The organism is Streptomyces sp. NPDC031365, from assembly GCF_055569765.1.
On sequence record NZ_JBVIIM010000002.1, the window covers coordinates 144,607 to 163,018 of the forward strand.

14 protein-coding genes are annotated in these 18,412 nt (G+C 73.4%); 3 read left to right on the forward strand and 11 right to left on the reverse strand.

What is annotated here, in order from left to right; genetic code table 11:
- Nucleotides 1-489 precede the first annotated feature (489 nt).
- Together ACZ5C2_RS03375 and ACZ5C2_RS03380 are read right to left on the reverse strand one after the other, a co-directional pair.
- Nucleotides 490-1,329: an SDR family NAD(P)-dependent oxidoreductase gene (locus ACZ5C2_RS03375; protein WP_468786032.1), complete on the reverse strand. Its 840-nt coding sequence runs from the start codon at nucleotides 1,327-1,329 to the stop codon at nucleotides 490-492.
- A 461-nt stretch (nucleotides 1,330-1,790) separates the two neighbouring features.
- Nucleotides 1,791-2,666, reverse strand: coding sequence for a helix-turn-helix domain-containing protein (locus ACZ5C2_RS03380; RefSeq protein WP_468786034.1), 876 nt, complete (start codon nucleotides 2,664-2,666; stop codon nucleotides 1,791-1,793).
- 239 nt (nucleotides 2,667-2,905) lie between these two features.
- Between ACZ5C2_RS03380 and ACZ5C2_RS03385 the strand changes: the two genes are divergently transcribed.
- Nucleotides 2,906-3,733 (forward strand): helix-turn-helix transcriptional regulator, encoded by an 828-nt coding sequence (locus ACZ5C2_RS03385; protein WP_468786036.1) that lies wholly within the window; start codon nucleotides 2,906-2,908, stop codon nucleotides 3,731-3,733.
- A gap of 137 nt (nucleotides 3,734-3,870) precedes the next feature.
- On the opposite strand, the gene ACZ5C2_RS03390 is transcribed toward ACZ5C2_RS03385, so the two are convergent.
- Nucleotides 3,871-4,026: a hypothetical protein gene (locus tag ACZ5C2_RS03390; protein ID WP_468786038.1), complete on the reverse strand. Its 156-nt coding sequence runs from the start codon at nucleotides 4,024-4,026 to the stop codon at nucleotides 3,871-3,873.
- A 57-nt stretch (nucleotides 4,027-4,083) separates the two neighbouring features.
- Nucleotides 4,084-4,701 carry an ANTAR domain-containing response regulator gene (locus ACZ5C2_RS03395; protein ID WP_468786040.1) on the reverse strand — a complete coding sequence of 206 codons (618 nt, stop codon included), beginning with the start codon at nucleotides 4,699-4,701 and terminating at the stop codon, nucleotides 4,084-4,086.
- 265 nt (nucleotides 4,702-4,966) lie between these two features.
- Between ACZ5C2_RS03395 and ACZ5C2_RS03400 the strand changes: the two genes are divergently transcribed.
- Nucleotides 4,967-5,317: an STAS domain-containing protein gene (locus tag ACZ5C2_RS03400; RefSeq protein ID WP_468786042.1), complete on the forward strand. Its 351-nt coding sequence runs from the start codon at nucleotides 4,967-4,969 to the stop codon at nucleotides 5,315-5,317.
- A complete protein-coding gene (locus ACZ5C2_RS03405; protein ID WP_468786044.1) occupies nucleotides 5,317-6,270 on the forward strand; it encodes an anti-sigma factor RsbA family regulatory protein in 954 nt (317 codons plus the stop codon). The genes ACZ5C2_RS03400 and ACZ5C2_RS03405 overlap by 1 nt, the downstream gene beginning before the upstream one ends.
- An 18-nt stretch (nucleotides 6,271-6,288) precedes the next feature.
- Here ACZ5C2_RS03405 and ACZ5C2_RS03410 read toward each other — a convergent pair whose 3' ends face one another.
- The 7 genes from ACZ5C2_RS03410 to ACZ5C2_RS03440 all read right to left on the reverse strand — a co-directional run bounded on the left by ACZ5C2_RS03410 (nucleotide 6,289) and on the right by ACZ5C2_RS03440 (nucleotide 18,408).
- Nucleotides 6,289-7,326 (reverse strand): rod shape-determining protein, encoded by a 1,038-nt coding sequence (locus ACZ5C2_RS03410; RefSeq protein WP_468786046.1) that lies wholly within the window; start codon nucleotides 7,324-7,326, stop codon nucleotides 6,289-6,291.
- 140 nt (nucleotides 7,327-7,466) lie between these two features.
- Complete coding sequence (locus ACZ5C2_RS03415; protein WP_468786048.1) at nucleotides 7,467-12,413, reverse strand: SAV_2336 N-terminal domain-related protein; 4,947 nt, start codon at nucleotides 12,411-12,413, stop codon at nucleotides 7,467-7,469.
- Nucleotides 12,403-13,464, reverse strand: coding sequence for an AAA family ATPase (locus ACZ5C2_RS03420; protein ID WP_468786050.1), 1,062 nt, complete (start codon nucleotides 13,462-13,464; stop codon nucleotides 12,403-12,405). The genes ACZ5C2_RS03415 and ACZ5C2_RS03420 overlap by 11 nt, the downstream gene beginning before the upstream one ends.
- 32 nt (nucleotides 13,465-13,496) lie before the next feature.
- Nucleotides 13,497-15,179: a VMAP-C domain-containing protein gene (locus ACZ5C2_RS03425; RefSeq protein ID WP_468786052.1), complete on the reverse strand. Its 1,683-nt coding sequence runs from the start codon at nucleotides 15,177-15,179 to the stop codon at nucleotides 13,497-13,499.
- Entirely contained in the window at nucleotides 15,176-15,529 is a 354-nt protein-coding gene (locus tag ACZ5C2_RS03430; protein ID WP_468786054.1) for a CU044_2847 family protein, read from the reverse strand. The genes ACZ5C2_RS03425 and ACZ5C2_RS03430 overlap by 4 nt, the downstream gene beginning before the upstream one ends.
- Nucleotides 15,530-15,602: 73 nt before the next feature.
- Nucleotides 15,603-16,964, reverse strand: coding sequence for a carboxyl transferase domain-containing protein (locus ACZ5C2_RS03435; protein WP_468786056.1), 1,362 nt, complete (start codon nucleotides 16,962-16,964; stop codon nucleotides 15,603-15,605).
- Nucleotides 16,957-18,408, reverse strand: a complete 1,452-nt coding sequence (locus tag ACZ5C2_RS03440) for an acyl-CoA synthetase (protein WP_468786058.1) — start codon at nucleotides 18,406-18,408, stop codon at nucleotides 16,957-16,959. The genes ACZ5C2_RS03435 and ACZ5C2_RS03440 overlap by 8 nt, the downstream gene beginning before the upstream one ends.
- Nucleotides 18,409-18,412: the final 4 nt, after the last annotated feature.

Consider the following 18,412-nt stretch of genomic DNA (forward strand, 5'->3'; position numbering starts at 1 on the left):
GCCCTCCCCCCCCCCCCCCCCCCCCCCCCTCCCACCCCTCCTGCGGAGCACGCCCCCCCCCCCCCCCCCCCCCCCCCCCCCCCCATGACGGGACGGACCGCAGACGGCCTGGGCGGTGGGCATGATGGTGATCTCGGTGAGGCTGACGTGGCGCGGGACGGCGGCCATGAAGGCGACGGTTTCCGCGATGTCCGCGGACTGCGGACAGCCGATGTCGTGGATGAGGCGGGCCATCAGCCGGGAGGCGTCGGGTCGGTGAGGTGGCCGGGGAGTTCGGTGTCGACCACGCCGGGTTCGATGGTGGCCACGCGGACCATCTTCGGGCCGAGTCCGACGCGGAGCAGCCGGGCGGGGTGGCTGATGTACGCCTTGGTGCCGTGCCGTGCCGTGCCGTGCCGTGCCGTGCCCGGCCGGCCAGGGTGTTTCCGACCGGCCGGGCTGTTTGAGAGGGCTGCGGGTGCCCGGAGGCGAGGGCGCCCGGAGGGGTGTTCAGGCGGCGTCGTCGTGGGCGGTGGCGGCGGACTTCTCGCGCCACGGGGCGAGGTCGTCCTGCACCTGCTGGTACTTGACGTCCAGCCGTTCCAGGGTGTCGCGCCCGAGGTAGAGGTGGGTGGGCAGCTTCTCGGTGGAGGCGACCTCGACGATGAGTGCGGCGCCCTTGACGGGGTCGCCGAGCTGGGCGTGGTTGGCCTCGTCGATCCAGTCCAGCGTCACGTGCGCGGGAGTGTCGTCGTAGTCGGCGATGCGGTCCGCGGCGACCGACAGGGAGCTGGCGTCGAGAAAGTCGGTGCGGAAGACGCCCGGCTCGACGACCATCGACTGGATCCCGAACGGCGCCATCTCGGCGGAGAGCGCCTCGCTGATGCCGGCGACGGCGAACTTCGACGCGCAGTACAGGCTGACACCCGGCTCGCCCTCGAAACCGGAGCGGGAACCGATGTGCACCAGCCGGCCCGAACCCTGCTTGCGCATGATGGGCAGCACGGCGCGGGTGACGTTGATCAGACCGAAGACGTTGAGGTCGAACAGCGACCGGGCCTCCGCGTCGGTGATCTCCTCCAGCGCGCCGAGCAGGCCGCGGCCCGCGTTGTTCACCAGCACGTCGATGCCGCCGAACCGGTCCACGGCGGCCTCGACGGCCTGCGGGATGCCGTCGTTGTCCGTGACGTCCAGGGCGACCGCGACGACCTTGTCCGAGTTCTTCAGATCGTCCGGCAGGCGTTCCGGGTTCCGCACGGCGACCACGACATTGTTACCCCTTGTCAGAGCAGCGCGGGCGATTTCCGCACCGATTCCACGGGAAGCGCCGGTCACGAACCACGTAGCCATGGGGAAAACCTCTTCCGTCGTTTCCCCTGTTCGGGGATTTCCTGTTGACGTATGTGAGTGTGCCTGCCCGCTGCGGAGCCATGAAGGCCGCGCTTTTCCTGGGAGTCCCACACCCAGGAAGACGAGGCGCACCTCCGGCGAAGCACCGAAGGCCGCGCGGCGGCCACCAGTGGGGCCACGACGCCCAGCCGCAGCAGCAAACGGCTCAGCCACGGACTGCTTCCTCCGGGATCGCAGCCGCCCTCCCAGCAGATCAGACGCACGCGGAAAGGGCGGCTCACAGCGCGCACGAGGCATACCGTTGGCACCCACGGAATCATGCGCAAACGGAAAGACCGGGAAGCGGTCGAAAAGCCGCAGCCGAGGGCGCGGGAAACGTGTGACAGTGGGCTCTCGATCCACCGGAACCCGGCTGGGTATGGATGTACGGCGGACTCCCGTCCAGAATTCCGGGGTCTGGTTCAGGCGCCGCGTCCGGGATTCTGCTGGTGGGGTACCTCGGGTGCGCTGAGGGAGCCCAGCAGAGCCAGACCGTCGGCGGAGGCCGAGCCCGGCTGGGCCTGCAGGATGATGAGCTGCTGTCCCGGGACGCTGCGGATGGTGAGGGCCTCGTGCCTCAGCTCCAGGTCTCCCACGACGGAGTGGTGAATCTGCTTGACCTCATACGGCCGGACCCGGGTGTACTCACGTGCCCACAGCGAGCGGAACTCGCTGCTGCGCACCGACAGTTCACCGACCAGCTCCACAATGCGAGGATCATCCGGCGCCCTCGCGGCGGTCTGCTGAAGGTCGGCGACCGCACGATCACGGGCCCGCTCCGGGCTCCGGTAGAAGGTCCTCGCCGCGGGGTCCAGGAAGAGCATGCGCAGCACGTTGTCGTGCTGCGCGAAGTCGCGGTAGAGAGCGTCGGCCAAGGCGTTGGTGGCCAGCAGGTCCTGGGCGTGGCCGATGATGAAGGCCGGAGTCCGGGTCCAGCTCTCGATCAGTTGCCGCAGGTGCGGGCGGACCCGTTCGACCCGGGAGGGAGACTTCGCGCGGCGGGCCGTCGGCCGGGCCAGATGGAACAGTTCCCTCTTGTCCTCGTTCCCGAGACGCAGCGCGCGGGCGATGGCATCCAGCACCCTGTGCGAGGGGCCGAGTTCGCGGCCCTGCTCAAGCCGGCTGTAGTAGCTCAGGCTGACACCTGCGAGTGCCGCGACCTCGTCCCGCCGCAGGCCGGGCACCCTTCGCCGGCCCGCGCCGGACAGTCCTGCCGCGCCAGGGCTCAGGCGCTCTCTGCGGGAGCGGAGGAACTGACCCAGCCCTCCAACCGGGTCAGGGTGTGTGTTGTCGTCCATGCCGCCAAGGCTAGGCGGAGAACGCCGGGCGAAGGCCGGCCGACGGTGGGTGCGTTACACCCAGGAACACGGGCCCCGGTGTGGAAGGCACGCGGCGTACGCCGGGAGCCCGTACCGGCGCCTCGCGAGGGTGACGTCCGGGCAAGACCCGCGGCTACCCTGCGTGAAGGGCTTTCGGCTTGGCGTCATTGCGTAAAGCCCGAAGCTCCCGTCGGCTGAAAGGCATCTAGGCTTGCCGCATGAGCAATGGGACACCTTTGGGTGATTTCCTCAGAGCCCGCCGAGAAGCCCTGAAGCCACACGACGTCGGTCTTCCCGAACACGGGCGACGCCGGGTGCCAGGACTGCGCAGAGAGGAAGTCGCACTGCTCGCCGGAGTCAGCTCCGACTACTACATCAGGCTGGAACAAGGACGCGAGAACAATCCCTCGCCGCAGGTACTCGATGCCGTGGCGCAGGCACTGAAACTGGACGCGGAGGCCGCCGACCATCTCAACCGCCTCTGCCTCACCGCCTCGCAACGCCCGCGCGACCGGGGAGAGACGGACGTCAGCCGGCAGTTGTTGCGGCTGATGGACGGATGGGACCACACTCCGGCCTTCGTCGTGGGCCCGGCCCTCGACATCTTGGCGGCCAACTCCCTCGCCAGGGACCTCCACAGTGGGTTCGAGACGTTCGACAACCTCGCCCGCATGGTGTTCGTCGACCCCGCCGGGCGCGAGTTCTACCAGGAATGGGAGCGAGCCGCGCACTCCTGCGTCGCCGAGATCAGGGCCGCCTACGGACACGACCCCGAATCGGCTCGCATCGCCGAAGTCGTGGCGGAACTGACCGTTCAGAGCGAGGAGTTCGCCCGGATCTGGCAGATGCACGAGGTCAAGAGCAAGTCCCAGGAAGGCAAGCACCTCAAACACCCCGAAGCCGGAGAGCTGCACATCACCTTCACGGCGTTCACCGTCAACGGAGCCCCGAGCCAGCAGCTCGTGGTCTACCAAGCCGAACCGGCAAGCCCGACGGCCGACGCCTTCGAGCGAGGACGCTCAGCCCGGAGACGACGCCCGGCATGAAGCGGACCCGTCGACGACGCCGGTGATTCATGCCGACGGCCTGCACCAGACCGTCGGAGGCGAACCGGCTGAGGCCCGCCTCCCGGACGGCAACGACCGCGCTGGCGTTCCTGGCCACCACCAGGATCTCGCCGCCCTCAGCCGTGCTCCGCGTTGTCGTCGGACGGGTCGGTGGCGTCCGCCGGGTCGCGTTCACCCTCTGCCTGCGAGGGGGTGGTGTGCGGGATGTCGGGGGTGGTCCATTCGGCGTCGTCCCGGTCGCCCTCGGCCTGGGAGGGAGTGCGGTCGCTCATCGTGCTCCTCCTGATCGCGGGGGGTCGTGCCCGCCGGGTACCCCGCGCGGGCCGGGCTCACCGCGGCGAGCGGTGGGCCAGCGCCCGGGACAGCGCGATCCGGACCTCCTCGGGCGGGGGAGCGCCCTCCGCCTCCGTGCAGGCGGTGAGGGCCGCCGCGACGTCGCGGAGCTTGGTGTTGGACAGCTGGGACGCCTCGCGCAGGATGTGCCAGGCCTCGTCCGAGGTGCAGCCGTACGTGGCCATCAGGATCCCGCGGGCCTGGTCGATGACCGGGCGGGAGGCGATCGCCTGCCGGAGCTGCTCGACCTCCTCCTGGAGCAGATGCAGCCGCTCCTCGTGCTCCTGCGCCACCGCCGGGGAGACCGGCGACGGTGGACCGTCCGGGGCCGGGGAGCGCAGCGGGTCCGCGGTGTCGAGGCCGGCGAGTTCCAGGATGCGGCGCGGCTGGCCGTTCCAGCGGGTGGCCGTCACCGGCACCGACCACCGCCGGCTGTGCTCGCGCAGCACGTCGAGGAACTCCAGTCCCGCCGTGTCCATGAAGTACACACCGCTCATATCCAGATCCACCCGGGCAGTGCCGGAGGGCAGCTGGTCCAGCTTCTCGGCCAGGGCCTGGGCGCACCCGTGGACCAGCTCGCCGCGCGGGGCGAGCAGCGCCCGGTCCGCGTCCATGCGACCGCCGATGACCAAGGTGTCCTGCCTTCCCGGCGAGGGAGGGATGCCGCGGAGGTCATGTCACCCGCCTTGTCGGTGCTCGTGAATCGTCGGGGCGTTCGGGGTGAGTCCGGCCGCCGCCGGCACCGGAGCGGTAAGCTGCGCACGGTCCCGGCTGCGCTGCGGTGCGCCTGCCCACCTTGCGGCGCAGTACACACTGTGGCGGGGCATGGCCGGGAACCAACGGGGTATGCGCGGTCCCAGGAGCGTGGGGAGACGGGTGTTGGGCAGTCGGCATCGGACACCGTACGGCCCCGGACGTCCGGGGCCGTCCCTGACGGTGCGCCCGCTGGAGGGGTGCCGGGGAATCCGCGCGGCCGGAGAGATCGGTCTGGCCACGCACACGATCTGGGAACGCGTACTGGAGCAGGCGGTACGCGAAGGTGAGGACGTGTACTACCTGGAACTGTCCGAGGTGACGTTCGTCGACGTCGCGGGCGCCGGCGCGCTGGCGGCCGCCGCCGGACGGCTCGGCGACGGACACCGGCTCGTGGTGCGCCGGCCGCCGCCGGCGCTGCCCAGGGTCCTGGAGACGTTCTGGCCCGGCCTGTCGACGATCGAGGTGTCGATGTGATGAGGACCGCGGCCGCGGCCCCCCAACCCAGCACCGATCCCTTCGTCCACCCCGCCCTGTTCTACCGGGACGACCAGGAGTACCTGGACGGCACCGTCCCCTTCGTCCGCGAGGGACTCGTGGCGGGAGAGCCCGTGGCGGTCGCCGTGCCCGGCGACCGGCTGCGGCTGATCCGGGACGCGCTCGGCGCCGACGCGGAGCGGGTCAGGCTCCTGGACATGCGGGAGGCCGGACGCAACCCCGGCCGGATCATCCCCGGCGTGCTGCGCGCCTTCGCCGACGGCCGGCCGGACGGACGCCGGGTGCGGATCATCGGCGAGCCGATCTGGGCGGGCCGCTCCGCGAGCGAGTACCCGGCCTGCGTCCAGCACGAGGCGCTGATCAACGTGGCCTTCCAGGGCCGTACGGCGACCATCCTGTGCCCCTACGACGCCGCACGGCTGCCCGGGCACGTCCTCGAGGACGCCCACGCCACCCACCCCACCGTCATCCCCGCCGGTTCCCGCCCGCAGCTGCACAGCGGGGCCTACGCCCCCGACGCGGCCGTCGCCCGGTACAACGAGCCGCTGCCACTCGTGGCGGACGCCATGACCTTCCCGTTCGTGGACGAGTCGCTGCCCGATGCCCGGTACGCCGCCACGGACGAGGGACGGCGGCTCGGCCTCACCGGCGTCACCCTGGAGGACCTGGCCCTCGCCACGGCCGAGCTGACCACCAACAGCGTGCTCCACGGCGGCGGTGCGGGGGTCCTGCGGGTCTGGGGCGAGGACGGCCATGTGCTGTGCGAGGTCCGGGACACGGGGCGGTTCACCGATCCGCTCGCCGGACGCCGGCCCGCGTCCCGCGACCAGCGCGGCGGGCGAGGGCTGCTCATGGTCAACCTGATCGCCGACCTGGTGCGGGTGCGCACCGGGGACGAGGGCACCACGATCCGCTGCTGGTTCTCCCGCTGACGACGTGCCCCGCGCCGATCAGGTCCCCAGCGGGTCCAGCACCATCGGCGCGATCCTGCCCTCCAGCATCGCGCCCAGCCCCTCCACGGCGCACAGCTCCGGCCGCTCGGCGATGTTCACCGGCATGCCCGTCGCCTGGCGCAGCATCTGGTCCAGGCCCGGGAGCAGGGCGCTCCCGCCGACCATCATGATCCCGCGGTCGGCGAGGTCGGCGACCAGATCGGGCGGGCACCCCCGCAGCACCGTGCCGATGCCGTCGAGGACGGCGGTGAGCGGTGTCTGGATGGCCCGCCGCACGGCGGCCGTGTCGACCTCCACGGTGCGGGCCAGACCGGTGGCGACGTCCCGGCCGTGGATCTCCGTCGTCTCCGGGCCCTGCGGGGTGAGCCCGTTGCCGGACAGGGTGAGCTGCAGGGGCCGTACGGACTGGCTCGGCAGCATCAGCTCGTGCTGGTGGCGCAGGTGCTGCACGATCGCGTTGTCCACCGCCTCACCGCCGACGGGGATGCGCTCCGCACACACGATCGCCCCGAGGGAGAGCACCGCCACCTGGGTGGCCGCCGCACCGCACACCATGATCATGGTTGCCTCGGGCTGCTCCACCGGCAGACCGCAGCCGACGGCGGCGGCGATCAGTGTGTCGACCAGCTCCACCCGGCCGGCACCGAGGCCGACCAGTGTCTCGATCGCGGCGCGCTGGGCGAGCGGATCGGCGTCGTGCGGGGTGCAGGCCGCGGCCCGCAGCCGGGGCCTGCGGCGCAGCGCGCGGCGGGTCCGGTCGCCGATCAGCTGCCGCAGCATGCGCTGCGCCATCTCGATGTCGACGACGGTGCCGCCGGACACGGGCCGCACGACGCGGATGTAGGCCGGCGTACGGCCCGTCATCTTCTCCGCGAACTCGCCGACCGCGATCAGCGCACCCGTACGGGTGTTCACGGCGGCGACGGACGGCTGGTCGACGACGAGTCCGACGCCCTTGACGAACACCCGGGTGCGGGCCGCCCCCAGGTCGACGGCGAAGTGGCAGCGGCGCAGCTGCTCCAGACGTGCGGTCACGGCAGACCCTCCCGAGTGCGGCCCGGCGGCCCGCCGGGCGGCGGACCTCTCAGGCATCGTGCGCGGGGGGCGGGGCGGACGCCTGTCCTGGGGGGCCGGGTGGGGGGCCGCCGAACGGGGGTGAGGGTCTTTCGTCCGGGTCAGGAGTCACCGCGCGGCGGCAGGGAGCGGACCGCGTCGAGCAGCGGGCGCAGTCCCCCGACGGTGAGACTCGCCGGGCCGGACCGGCGGAGGACGCCATCGGTGTGCCGGCAGCCGATGAAGGGCACACCCGCGGCCCCGGCGGCGGCGCTCTCGACGGCCGTCGACCCGATCATCACGCAGCGGGCCGGGACGGTGCCGAGCCGGTCGAGGGCGCGGTGCAGGACGTCAGGGTGCGGCATCAGCCGGGCGAGGTCGGCGGAACGGCCGTGCACGCCGCCCGCCAGGTAGGGGGTGAGGGCCTGCCGGTCCAGGAAGGTCTCTGCCGCGCCGGCCGCGTGATCGGTGACCACGGCCAGGCTCGTGTACCGGAGGGACAGCGCGCGTACCAGATCGACGGCCAGGCGCGCCGGCCGGGCGGTGCGGGCGGCCCGTGTCTCGTAGCGGTTGAGCTCCACGCGCAGTTCCTCCACCGAGGGATGGGCCGCGAGCGCGCGCAGCAGTTCGACGGGGGTGATGTCGTCCCCCGTGAGTGCCACCGGCCGGCCCTCCGGCGTCAGCGGGCGCCCGCCGGACAGGGCGTCCCTCGGATCTCGCGCCTCGACGGCGAGACGGGCGAGGTCCCGTACGATCCCGGCCGCCCCGTCGTCGTCGAACAGCCTGGTGAGCGTGGTGTCGAAACCGAGGATCACGACGTCGGCGGGGAGGAGCACCTCGGTGAGGCCGATCGCCGTGTGCTGGGTGCGGGGCGAGGTGAGGGCGGGGCCGGCGCTGACCAGGATCTCCCAGCGGACGGTGCAGCCGGGTACGTCGTGCGGTCCGAGCCGGTCCAGGAGTGCCTGCCGCAGCCGCCGTGAGGCGGCGAAGGGAAGGCGGTCGGCGGCTGCGCGCAGGCGTGTCACGACGTGCCGGCGGATGCGGTCCTCCACGTCGTACGGGCCTTCCGCGACCAGGGCGACCGGGTCGGACACCTGCCACTTCACCTCGCCCCCGACCACGGCGACGGACCCGTCCGGCAGCTCCGGGCCCCGCTCCGCCAGTGCCGTGCGGTGCTCGGTCAGGTCGACTTCGTAGTAGTGGTCGGCGCCGGGGACGCGGCTGGTGCTCAGCCAGCCGCCGGGCGAGGCGTAGACGACCGACCTCGTCAGGCCCTGCGACGGCGGGAGGTGGGCGGCCGGCAGCGGATAAGGGCCCAGCGCGGGGTGTGCGGGGCCGGTGTCGCGGAGGAAGAGACCGTGCCAGCCCTGCGCCGGTTCGCCGCCGAGGGGTTGGAGCGACCCGGTGACGTCGGGGTCAGCCGTCAGAAGTGCGTCACGCAGGGACGGTGCGAGGGCGAACACGCCGTGCGCCTCGGACGAGTCCAGCGCCGCACGGACCGCTGCCCCGGCGGGCTGCTCGGCCCGCCCTTCGTCCCCCATGCGCCGGACGGTGACGATCAGCCGGGGCCCGCCCACCTCCCTGAGCATGTCCGGGAATCCCCGCAGCGCGGCACGCAGCAGCGGCGCCGTCGGGCCACCCGGCGGTGTGAGAACCGTGTAGCCCTCGTTCCGCCGGAGGAACTGGTACGCCTCTGCGGGCACTCCGGCGGCCGTCAGCACCCGGGTGACCGCCCGCCCCAGGGCCGTGAGCGTGTCGGAGGGCACGGTACCGTCCGCGCAGTCGAAGGAGAAGCAGGTGGTGCGGGCGTCGGCGTGGTCCGCCGGGCCGGGCGCGAAGGGCTCGGCCGGGGCGTCGTCCGGCGGGGAGGCGTATGCGGGCGGGTCGCCGAGCGCATCCGGGGGCGAGGACGACGTCGGGTCCCAGGCGGGGTACGTGCCCTCCGGCAGCTCGTCCGGTGCGGCGAGCGGGTCGTACGCCGGGTCGTCGGACGGCAGGCCGAGCGCGGGGTCCGACGCGTCCTGTACCGGATCTCCGGTCTCCCCGCGCAGTTCGTGCCCCAGAGCCAGCAGCTCCGGGTGCCGGCCGCCGGCCAGCTCGTACTCCTCGTACGCGGCCAGGGCTTCCTCTGTTCGCCCCTGACGTTGCAGGGCGAGGAGATAGAGGCGACGGAAGTCCTCGCGGAAGGGGTGGGCGCGTACCAGGACCTCCAGGTCCGCCGACGCGCGCTCCAGTTCTCCGAGATCCAGGTCGACTTCCGCGCGTTGACGGTGGAGGTTCAGGCGGAGCTGGACCAGCCGGGTCCGGGCGGTCCGGGCCGCGGGGCCGGGTACGTCCGCCAGGGGATCACCACCGCGCCAGAGCCCCAGTGCCTCGGTGAGCAGCGTGCGTGCCTCGGCGAGGGCGTCCCGTCGGCGTGCCTCGTCGGCCCTGCGCACCAGCTCGTCGCAGTGCGCCAGGTCCACGTGGTCGGCGCTGGTGTGCAGGACGAAGCCGTGGGACAGCGTCCCCAGCACGCCCGGACCCAGGGCATTGCGCAGCCGCGAGGCGGTGGCGCCCAGGACCGCCATGGCGTTGCCCGGTTCGTCGTGCGTGCTCCACAGGCCCCGCTCGAGCTCGTCGAACGTCACGGTGCGTCCGTGTTTGAGCAGCAGCATGGCCAGCATGCCGCGCTCGATCGGTCGCAGGTCGGGAGATCCGTGGCCGAGTTCAACGCCGAAGGGGCCGAGGGTGTAGTAGAAGCGCCGCTCGTACGCCGTTTCGGCCCGGCGCGGCAGTTCCGGGTCGAGGAGCAGGTCCCTGCCTTCGTTCTGTTGCCACAGGGAACGCGACATCAGCAGATCGAAGGCGTGCGCGTACGTCGCTTGCAGGTCGTGCGGGAGATGACCGAGATGGCGCGGGTTGACGGGGACCGTCAGCCGCGAGGTTCCCGACGCCAGTTGCAGCATCACCTCGCACAGCGCCCGCAGATCCTCCGACCGCCCCGCTCGGCCCGAGGTCCGGCCGGGTTCGAAGAGACTGAGCTTCACCGTTCCGTCGGGCAGCAGCACCACCCGGGACGGACCGAGCCCGCCGTGGGTCAGGCCCGCCGCGTGCAACGCGGTGAGGGCCCGTGCGAGCTGCGCGCCGACCGATACCAGCAGAGGGGTCGGCAGACGGTAACCGTTTGGCGCGGCGAGGGAGTTCAGGGCCACGCCGTCCAGATGCTCCATGACGACATACGGAACGTCGCCGTCGAAGCCGGCCGCGTGGACCCGCACCACGTTCGGATGGTCCAGCCCGCCCAGCAGCCGCGTGTCACGCAGGAACGCCTCGCGCCACGTCGGGTCGGTGATCCTCCCGTGCAGCCGGAGCGCCACCGTCCGGTTCGCGCCCGTGTCCTCGGCCTGCCACACGGTCCCGGCCGGGGTGATCCGCCGCACCAGCCGGTAATGGCCGTCCACCACACGCGGGGGCCCGCCGAAGTCGGGCGATGACGTCACGTCCCCACCGGTCAGCCGTCGTGCGCTGTCCGTGCTGACCGATGCGAAAGCCTCACCGTCCACATCGGCCGCCGTGCCGGACGGGGCCGGCACGAATGCCCGGAAGTCTCCCGGCACCCGGCCCGCCCGGTCGTCGATCAGGGCACCGAGGCGGTGCAGCAGGGCGGTGGTGTCGTACCGGGCCGAGCGGGGCAGGCCGCGCAGCAGCAGGTTCCGTACGCCGGGACGGAAGGCGTAGGAGCCGGGTGGCCCCGGGGTGGTGGTGAGCAGCCCGCTGAGGATCACCTCGGCGAGATGTTGGGGCCGCGGGGCCGGGTCGATGGCGGCCTGCACCAAGCGCATGACCGGCAGGTCGGGACGGCCCAGAGCCAGATGACCGGCCAGGCGGAAGGCCTCCGGGGAGGCGGTGGCACGGAAGCGGAGGACCAGGTCCTCGGGGGTGAGTCGGGCGAGGTCCGCGCGGCTGTCGACGTCCGCCGGGAGGGAAGGGCACAGGTCGGCCACGGCCGCCGGGAACGCCGTGCCGCCCGGCGAGGCGACCAGCCGGGCCCAGTTCGACAGCCACTCGGGGGCCGGTTCCAGCACGGGCAGCGGCAGCGTCCCGCCCGGTGGGTGCCGGTTCACCGGGCCGGAGGTGTCGTAGGGAGTGAATGTGAGCGTCGCGGCGGGTGCGGCGGGATGCGGGGCAGAGAGCAGGCCCGGGGTGGTGGGCAGGGCGGTGTCCCGCCACAGGTACTCGGGGAGCGGCTGGACGACGGCCAGGGGCATGCGGTGGGACCAGCGGCGGAGGGTGCCGTGCCACAGGTCGCCGGCGCGGCCGCTGCGCCACTGCGGGCCCATGCAGTCGCTGATCACCAGAGTGACGCCGCGGCCGTCGGCCGGGGCGTGCGCGCCGGGTCCGCGCACCGTGCCGTCGGGGCCGACGGAGAGCAGGGTCACGGTGCGGAAGATGCCGGACTGGGCGAGTGCCGTGTGCAGTTCGCGGATCAGCGGGCGCCACACCGGCATCGTGGGACCGGTGTCGTGCACCAGGTTCAGCCGCAGCCAGCGTTCCGGGACGGGGCGCATGACCGGCAGCCACCAGTCGGGGGCGGCGCCGAGGCGGGCGATGCGGTCGGCGGTCGCCCCCTCGTCCAGTTCACTGCCCAGAGGCGCCTCGACCCGGCGCTTGAGCGGACGCAGGGACCGCTGTAGTGCCAGGGGCCGGCGCAGCATCGGGGGTGCCGGGGCCAGGAGGGCGGCGTGGGGTCCGTCCGGCGGACCGGGGGACGGGTCCGGGGACGGCAGGCGGAGAGGTGCCCGCGGGGGGTCGGCGGGAGCAGCGGGTGGTGGCGAGTGCGGCGCGGACGGCGGGGTCCCGGAGGGCGGATGCGGAGCGGCGGGCTCGGGGCCAGCGGCCTCGGGCGGCCGGTGAGGCGGGCGCGGCCCGGCATCGGGCCGGGGCTCCATGGTCCGTGCCAGCCACAGCAGTTCGGCCAGTTCGAGAGGGGTCGGGCGCAGGTCCCCGGCCGCCCGGCCCAGTACGTCGGCCAGGCGGGCCAGCGGGTCCGGGGAGCCGGAGTCCTCCGCAGGCGGGTCAGAAGGCATCGGCCTGCGGGGTCTGCCCCAGGTACGGCATCAACTGCTCGGCCAGGTCGTCGAGGGACTCCGCGCCGAGTCCGGAGGCGTGGGCCAGGTAGATCGCGTTGAGGAGCTGGTCGGTGGCCAGGTCCCCGGCGCCCGACCGGGCCAGGAAGCGCTCGATCAGGCCCTGCGCGTACGCGTCGGGCTCTCCGAGGTGCGCGCGGACAATGCCGGCGAGTTGGCGGTCGTCCGGCTGGCGCAGGCGCAGCGTGACGCAACGGCGCAGGAAGGCGGGCGGGAACTCGCGTTCGCCGTTGCTGGTGAGGACGACGAAGGGGAAGGACCGGCAGCGGACGCGGCCGCGCTCGACCGGCACCCGGTCCCCGGTGCCGTCGACCATCACCTCGGCCTTCCCGAGGGGGCGCTGCCGGGAGGTACGCGCCAGTTCGGGAATCTCGTACTGACCCTCCTCCAGCACGTTCAGCAAATCGTTGGGCAGGTCGAGATCGCTCTTGTCGATCTCGTCGATGAGCAGGGCGCGGGGGCGGGCGTAGGGAAGGAGCGCTGTGCCCAGGGGGCCGAGACGCAGGTGGTCCTCGACACCCGAGTCGTCGGAGACGTCACCGGTCCCCCGGGCCGACGGGTCGCCCGACGGTTCGGCGCGTTGCCCGGCCGTGCGCCGTGCCGCGTACAGGCGGGAGAGCGGGTCGTACTGGTAGAGGCCGTCGTGCAGCGTGCTCCGGCTGGTGATGTTCCAGCGCAGCACCGGGCCGAGGCGCAGCTCGCGGGCGACCGCGTAGACGAGCGAGGACTTGCCGGTACCGGGCGGCCCGGTGACCAGTAGCGGACGGCGCAGATACAGGGCGGCGTTGACGAGCTGGACCGTCTGGGGTGTCGCCCGGTAGGTCGCTGCGCGATGGGTGCGGTCGGGGGAGACGGCGGCGGCGTCGGCCTCCTCGTCGGGCGGGTCGAGTGCGGGACCGCCGTCGAAGGCCCGCCAGGGCGGGGGCGGCGGCAGTTGGGCGATGCCGTCGTGCGGTTCCTCGGTGCCGGTGTAGACGGGCCACAGGGGCATGGGGTTCTTCTCCGTGGGGTCTCGGCGGGCGGTCAGGCGACGGGGGAGTGCAGGGGGGCGGCGGTCTCCGGGAAGCAGCGCGGGTCGTCCCACAGCAGCTGCACGTCCCTCGCCCAGTGCCCGTCCGCCTCGTCGGCGGCGTCCGCCGTCAGCCGTAGGGACAGGACGTGATGCGGAAGGTCGGCGGGCGGAACACCGGCGACGGACGCGGTGAGTTCGTCGAGGAAGGCCCCGCCGCCGCAGGGATCGTCGTGGCCGGCCTCCGGACAGCCCGTGCGGGGCCACAGCAGCACGGGAACGGGGACGGTCAGGCCCACCTCGAAGTGCTCCCGCACGGCTGCGGGGGGAGAGGCGAAGCCGACCAGGCCCGTGCCGTTGTCCCACAGCCGCTTGCGCAGACTGGGCGGCCGCTCCGGCGTGCCGCACTCGATGCGGTGCACGGTCGCCGCCGGACCCCCGTCCAGCTTCCGCCACTTCTTGTGGAGCTGATGGCGCATCCGCCCGCTGCGGTGGCGGGTGCGGTCCGCCACCACGAGCGGATAGGCACAGCCGAGCGGAGTGGGGTCGTCCGTGCCGCACTCCCAGCGCGCCACCGGCTCGTTCAGCCAGCCACGCGGCAGTACGAAGGTCAGCAACTCATCGGCTTCCGGGGTGAGTTGGGTGACAGCCTCGTCGATGTGCTCCTGGACATAGGCCCGTACGCCGGACCGCGGCAGTCGGCGAGCCCCCACCGGGCGGCGCTGTCCGTCGCGGTACGCGGACACCTCGACGGTGACCTGGTCGGGGCCGGCGCCGCTGTGATCGATCTCCACGACGATGGGCGACCAGGCGGTGGCCCGTCCGGGCCGTCCGCCCGGGACCGTCTCGCACCGGCCGTCGGGACGCTCCAGCAGCTCGCGCAGCCGGGCGGTGAACCGGGGCACCGCCTCCGGCACCTCCCACTGCACGTAGGTCGCCGCGGACGCCAGGGAGCCGAAACCGCCCTTCGGCAGGCCGGGACCGAAGGCGCCCACGGCGTCGACGTACAGCCGGTCGTGATCGCACGTCCGCCCCTCGCGTTCGGCCCGGCGCACCAGCTCGTACAGCTCTCTCAGCTGGTCCCGCGTGTGGCCCGGAGTCGGCACCAGCTCGCCCAGGCCGCTCCAGTAGCGGGCCATGACCTCGGTGGGCAGCATGCGCCCCGCGCGCACCTCCCGGCCGCCCGCGACCGCCGTGACCATGCCGACCACCGAACCGTCGGCCAGCGTCACCGCCGCCCCGCTGAAACCGTCGGCCAGCGGCTGTCCGTGTCCGGAGACGGCCTCCAACTGCACCCACTCGTCCGCGATCAGGGGCCCGGGCACAGCGCGGTACAGCGCGAGGGCGCCCTCGTCGTAACCGCGCGGAAAGCCGTACGCGATCAGGCCGGGGGAGGGCAGGTCGCGCTCCGCGCCGGGCGGCGCGAAGACGGCCGGGGCGAGCGGTACCTCCCGCTCCAGCTCCAGTACGGCCATGTCCCCGGGGTCGGTGGTGCCGCCCCGCCAGCCGCCGTGGACGGCCACCGTGGCGCAGACCTCACCCAGCTCGGCGCGGTTCGGGAAGCTCACCGACACCGCCGACGTGCCGCTCGCCGCCACGACGTGGGCGCAGGTGACCACCTGGCGCGCCGAGACGAGGAAGCCCGCGCCCACGTCGTTCCCGCACTGGATCCGGGTGTGCCAGGCAGCGCCGCTCATCGGGGGCCGGCGGCCACACGGTCCGTCCCGGGCGTCGGCTCGGGTGCCCAGCTGAGCTTGACGACCAGGTGTCCCTCCGCCGCTCCCCTGGCGATGACGGCCCCGGCCTCCGCCGTGAATTTCACACCGAACTCGAGCTCCACCGCGTCCGGTCTGAGTGAGCCGTCGCGGAACACCCGCAGCGCGGACTCGGCGGCGGCCCGCACCCCCTCCAGGGAGCCCTCGAAGGTGCGTGCCGCCTGGGCCGGTGCGCCGCCGCGCGAGACGAGCCGGGCTCCGGACCCGTCCTCCACGCCCTCCACCACGACCGCACTGCCGCTCTCGGTGGTGAACTGCATCAATCCGTCCATCGCGCGGCGCGCCCCCCGTTGTGTACGACTGCGTGAACTCCCCATGTTAAAGCTGGTGTTCGCCTGGTGGCGGTCAACCGGCCGACTCCGCCCGCCCGGCCGTTCCGGTTCCCACGATCCCGCGCACCACCCCCAGCTCCACCAGGTCCTGCGGGCGGATGCGGAGCCGGTCCGCCGTTGCCTCCACCTCCTGCGGAGGGCGCTTGAGGATGGCCGCCGCGAGCTCCGGAGTGATCACCGAGAAGTAGCTGTCCGGGGTTGCCCAGGTGTTGCCGGGGGCCGCCAGGGCCAGCGCGCCGCCGGAGCCGCCCTCGCCGACGACCAGGGTGGTCACCGGCGTACGAGCGGCGGCCACCGCGCCGAACAGGTCGGCGATGGCCGGCCCCGCGCCCTGCCGTTCCGCCTCCGCGTCGTTGGCCGCGCCCGGGGTGTCCACGAGCGTCAGCACCGGGATGCCGAGCCGGTCCGCCAGCCGGACCAGCCGGGCGGCGGTGCGGTAGCCGGCGGGACGGGTGGCCGCCCCGGTCTGCGCGGCGTAGGCGACCGTACGGCCCCGGTGTTCACCGAAGCCGCAGAGCATGCCGTCGGGGTCCCTGCCGCCGCAGCGGTCGCCGCTGATTGTGACGCGGGAGGAGAAGTAGGCGTCCAGGTAGGCGGTGGCACGAGGGCGTTCGGGGGAGCGGGCGCGGCGGACCGCGTCCCAGCCGGTGGCCGGGAGGTCCGGTGCGCTCAGGGGGAGGGGCGTCGGGGCCGGCGCGGTGGAGGAGCGGGTCAGCAGCCGCAGCCAGCGGCCGAGGGTCTCCCGCAGTTCCTCCGGCCGGACCAGCGCGTCCGCCGAGCCCGCCGCAACCTGCGCCTCGGCCGTGTACGCCGCCGGGTCCGCGTCCGCCGGGCGCACCCGTGAACCGGCGAAGGCGACCTGGGCGCCGGGCAGCGCCAGTACGACGTCGGCGCCCGCCCCCAGAGTGGCCCAGCCGCCGCCGGTCGTCGGATCCCGCAGCACCGCGATCTGCGGCAGCCCGGCCTCCCGGGTGAGTGCCGACTCCCGTGCCACCCGCTGGAGTTGGGTCAGCGCGAGCATGCCCTCCTGCATCCGGCTGCCGCCGGTGGCGACCAGCGGCACCACGGGCAGCCGGTGCGCGCGGGCGTGCTGGTACGCCGCCTCAAGACGGTCGCCGGTGCGTTCGCCGAGGGAGCCGCCGAGGAAGCCGAACTCGAACGCGATGAGGACGGCCCGGGTGCCGTCGATGCTCGCGGTGCCGCAGACCACGGACTCCCGCTCGCCGGTGCGTTCGGCGGCGAGGGCGTGGGCGGTGTCGTAGCCGGGCCAGCCGAGTGGGCCGTCCGGGGGTGACTGCCGGTCCGGATGCGGCAGCTCGGTGAAGTCGTCGGTGAGGGCGGTGACGGTCTCTCGGGCGGAGAAGCGGTCAGCCACGGGACAGCGCCCGCTTCATGATCTTGCCCATGTCGTTGCGGGGCAGGGCGTCCAGATGGTGGACGACCCGTGGCCGCTTGTGCGGGGCGAGACGCCCGGCGACATGAGCGGCCAACTCCTCGAGCACGGGCGGAGACTGCGGATCCGCCGGCACCACCCACGCCACGATCCGCTCGCCCAGATCGGCGTCCGGCTCCCCGGTGACCGCCGCCTCCCGCACCCCCGGGTGTTCCAGCAGCGCGTTCTCGATCTCACCCGCGCCGATCTTGTACCCGCCGCTCTTGATCAGGTCGGTGGCCTTGCGGCCGACGATGCGGACATAGCCGTCGGGGTCGCGCACCGCCATGTCCCCGGTGCGGAACCAGCCGTCGGGGGTGAACGCGGCGGACGTGGCGTCCGGCCGGCCCAGGTACTCGGTGAACAGGTTCGGCCCGCGCACCTGGATCTCGCCGACCGTCTCACCGTCGTGCGCCGCCACCGGCGAGCCGTCCTCCTCCACCAGCCGCAGCTCCACCCCCGGCAGCGGCACGCCCACCGTGCCGGGGCGGGCCTCGCCGTCCGCGCGGACACTGGTGTTCATCAGCGTCTCCGTCATGCCGTACCGCTCGACGACCCGGCGTCCGGTCGCCGCCCCGATCCGCTCGTGGTCGTGCACGGGCAGTGCGGCGGAACCCGACACCAGCAGCCGCGCCCCGGCCAGCGCCTTCGCCAGCTCCGGCTCGGTCGGCAGCGCCTCCGCGACCCGGTGGTACATCGTCGGCACGCCGAACAGCATGGTCGCGCCGCCGTTCAGCTCGCGCGCCACGCCCTCGGTGGTGAACCTGCCCAGGTGGCGCACGGAACCGCCGCGGCGCAGCGGGCCGAGTGTGCCGAGGACCAGCCCGTGCACATGGAACAGCGGGAGCCCGTGCACCAGCACGTCGTCGCCGGTCCACCGCCAGGCGTCGGCGAGGGCGTCCAGGGTCGTGGCGATCGCGCGGCGGGGGATGACGGCACCCTTGGGCGGGCCGGTGGTGCCGGACGTGTAGACGATCAGGGCGGGATCCTCCGCGCCCCGGGTGCGGTCATCGGGGAGTACACCCCTCCCCGCCGGGTCCACGTCGATGCGGCGCAGACCGTCCAGCGGGGCGGGAAGCCGTGTGCCGGACGCGGTGAGCACGAGGTCCGGGGCGCTGTCGGTCAGGATGTGGCCGAGTTCCTTCCCGCCCGACTTCGGGTTGAGCGGCACGACGGCCACCCCGGCGAGCAGCGCCGCGGTGACCGCGACCGCGGTCTCCATAGTGGGCGTGGCCCATACGGCGACCCGGCGCGCCTCCTTCAGGCCGTCGGTCACGGCGCCGGCGGCCGCGGCGAGTTCCCCGTACGTCAGTGAGCGCTCGCCGAAGCGCAGGGCGGGCCGGTCGGCGGCCTGGCCGTCGGTCAGGGCCGGGAAGAGAGAGGACACGCGT

What these genes read in the sequence shown, in the direction of transcription:
- ACZ5C2_RS03395 (WP_468786040.1), bottom strand. Translation starts at nt 4,701, where the DNA reads ATGGACGCGGACCGGGCGCTGCTCGCCCCGCGCGGCGAGCTGGTCCAC.
- ACZ5C2_RS03430 (WP_468786054.1), bottom strand. Translation starts at nt 15,529, where the DNA reads ATGGACGGATTGATGCAGTTCACCACCGAGAGCGGCAGTGCGGTCGTG.
- ACZ5C2_RS03420 (WP_468786050.1), bottom strand. Translation starts at nt 13,464, where the DNA reads ATGCCCCTGTGGCCCGTCTACACCGGCACCGAGGAACCGCACGACGGC.
- ACZ5C2_RS03415 (WP_468786048.1), bottom strand. Translation starts at nt 12,413, where the DNA reads ATGCCTTCTGACCCGCCTGCGGAGGACTCCGGCTCCCCGGACCCGCTG.
- ACZ5C2_RS03425 (WP_468786052.1), bottom strand. Translation starts at nt 15,179, where the DNA reads ATGAGCGGCGCTGCCTGGCACACCCGGATCCAGTGCGGGAACGACGTG.
- ACZ5C2_RS03405 (WP_468786044.1), top strand. Translation starts at nt 5,317, where the DNA reads ATGAGGACCGCGGCCGCGGCCCCCCAACCCAGCACCGATCCCTTCGTC.
- ACZ5C2_RS03390 (WP_468786038.1), bottom strand. Translation starts at nt 4,026, where the DNA reads ATGAGCGACCGCACTCCCTCCCAGGCCGAGGGCGACCGGGACGACGCC.
- ACZ5C2_RS03385 (WP_468786036.1), top strand. Translation starts at nt 2,906, where the DNA reads ATGAGCAATGGGACACCTTTGGGTGATTTCCTCAGAGCCCGCCGAGAA.
- ACZ5C2_RS03375 (WP_468786032.1), bottom strand. Translation starts at nt 1,329, where the DNA reads ATGGCTACGTGGTTCGTGACCGGCGCTTCCCGTGGAATCGGTGCGGAA.
- ACZ5C2_RS03380 (WP_468786034.1), bottom strand. Translation starts at nt 2,666, where the DNA reads ATGGACGACAACACACACCCTGACCCGGTTGGAGGGCTGGGTCAGTTC.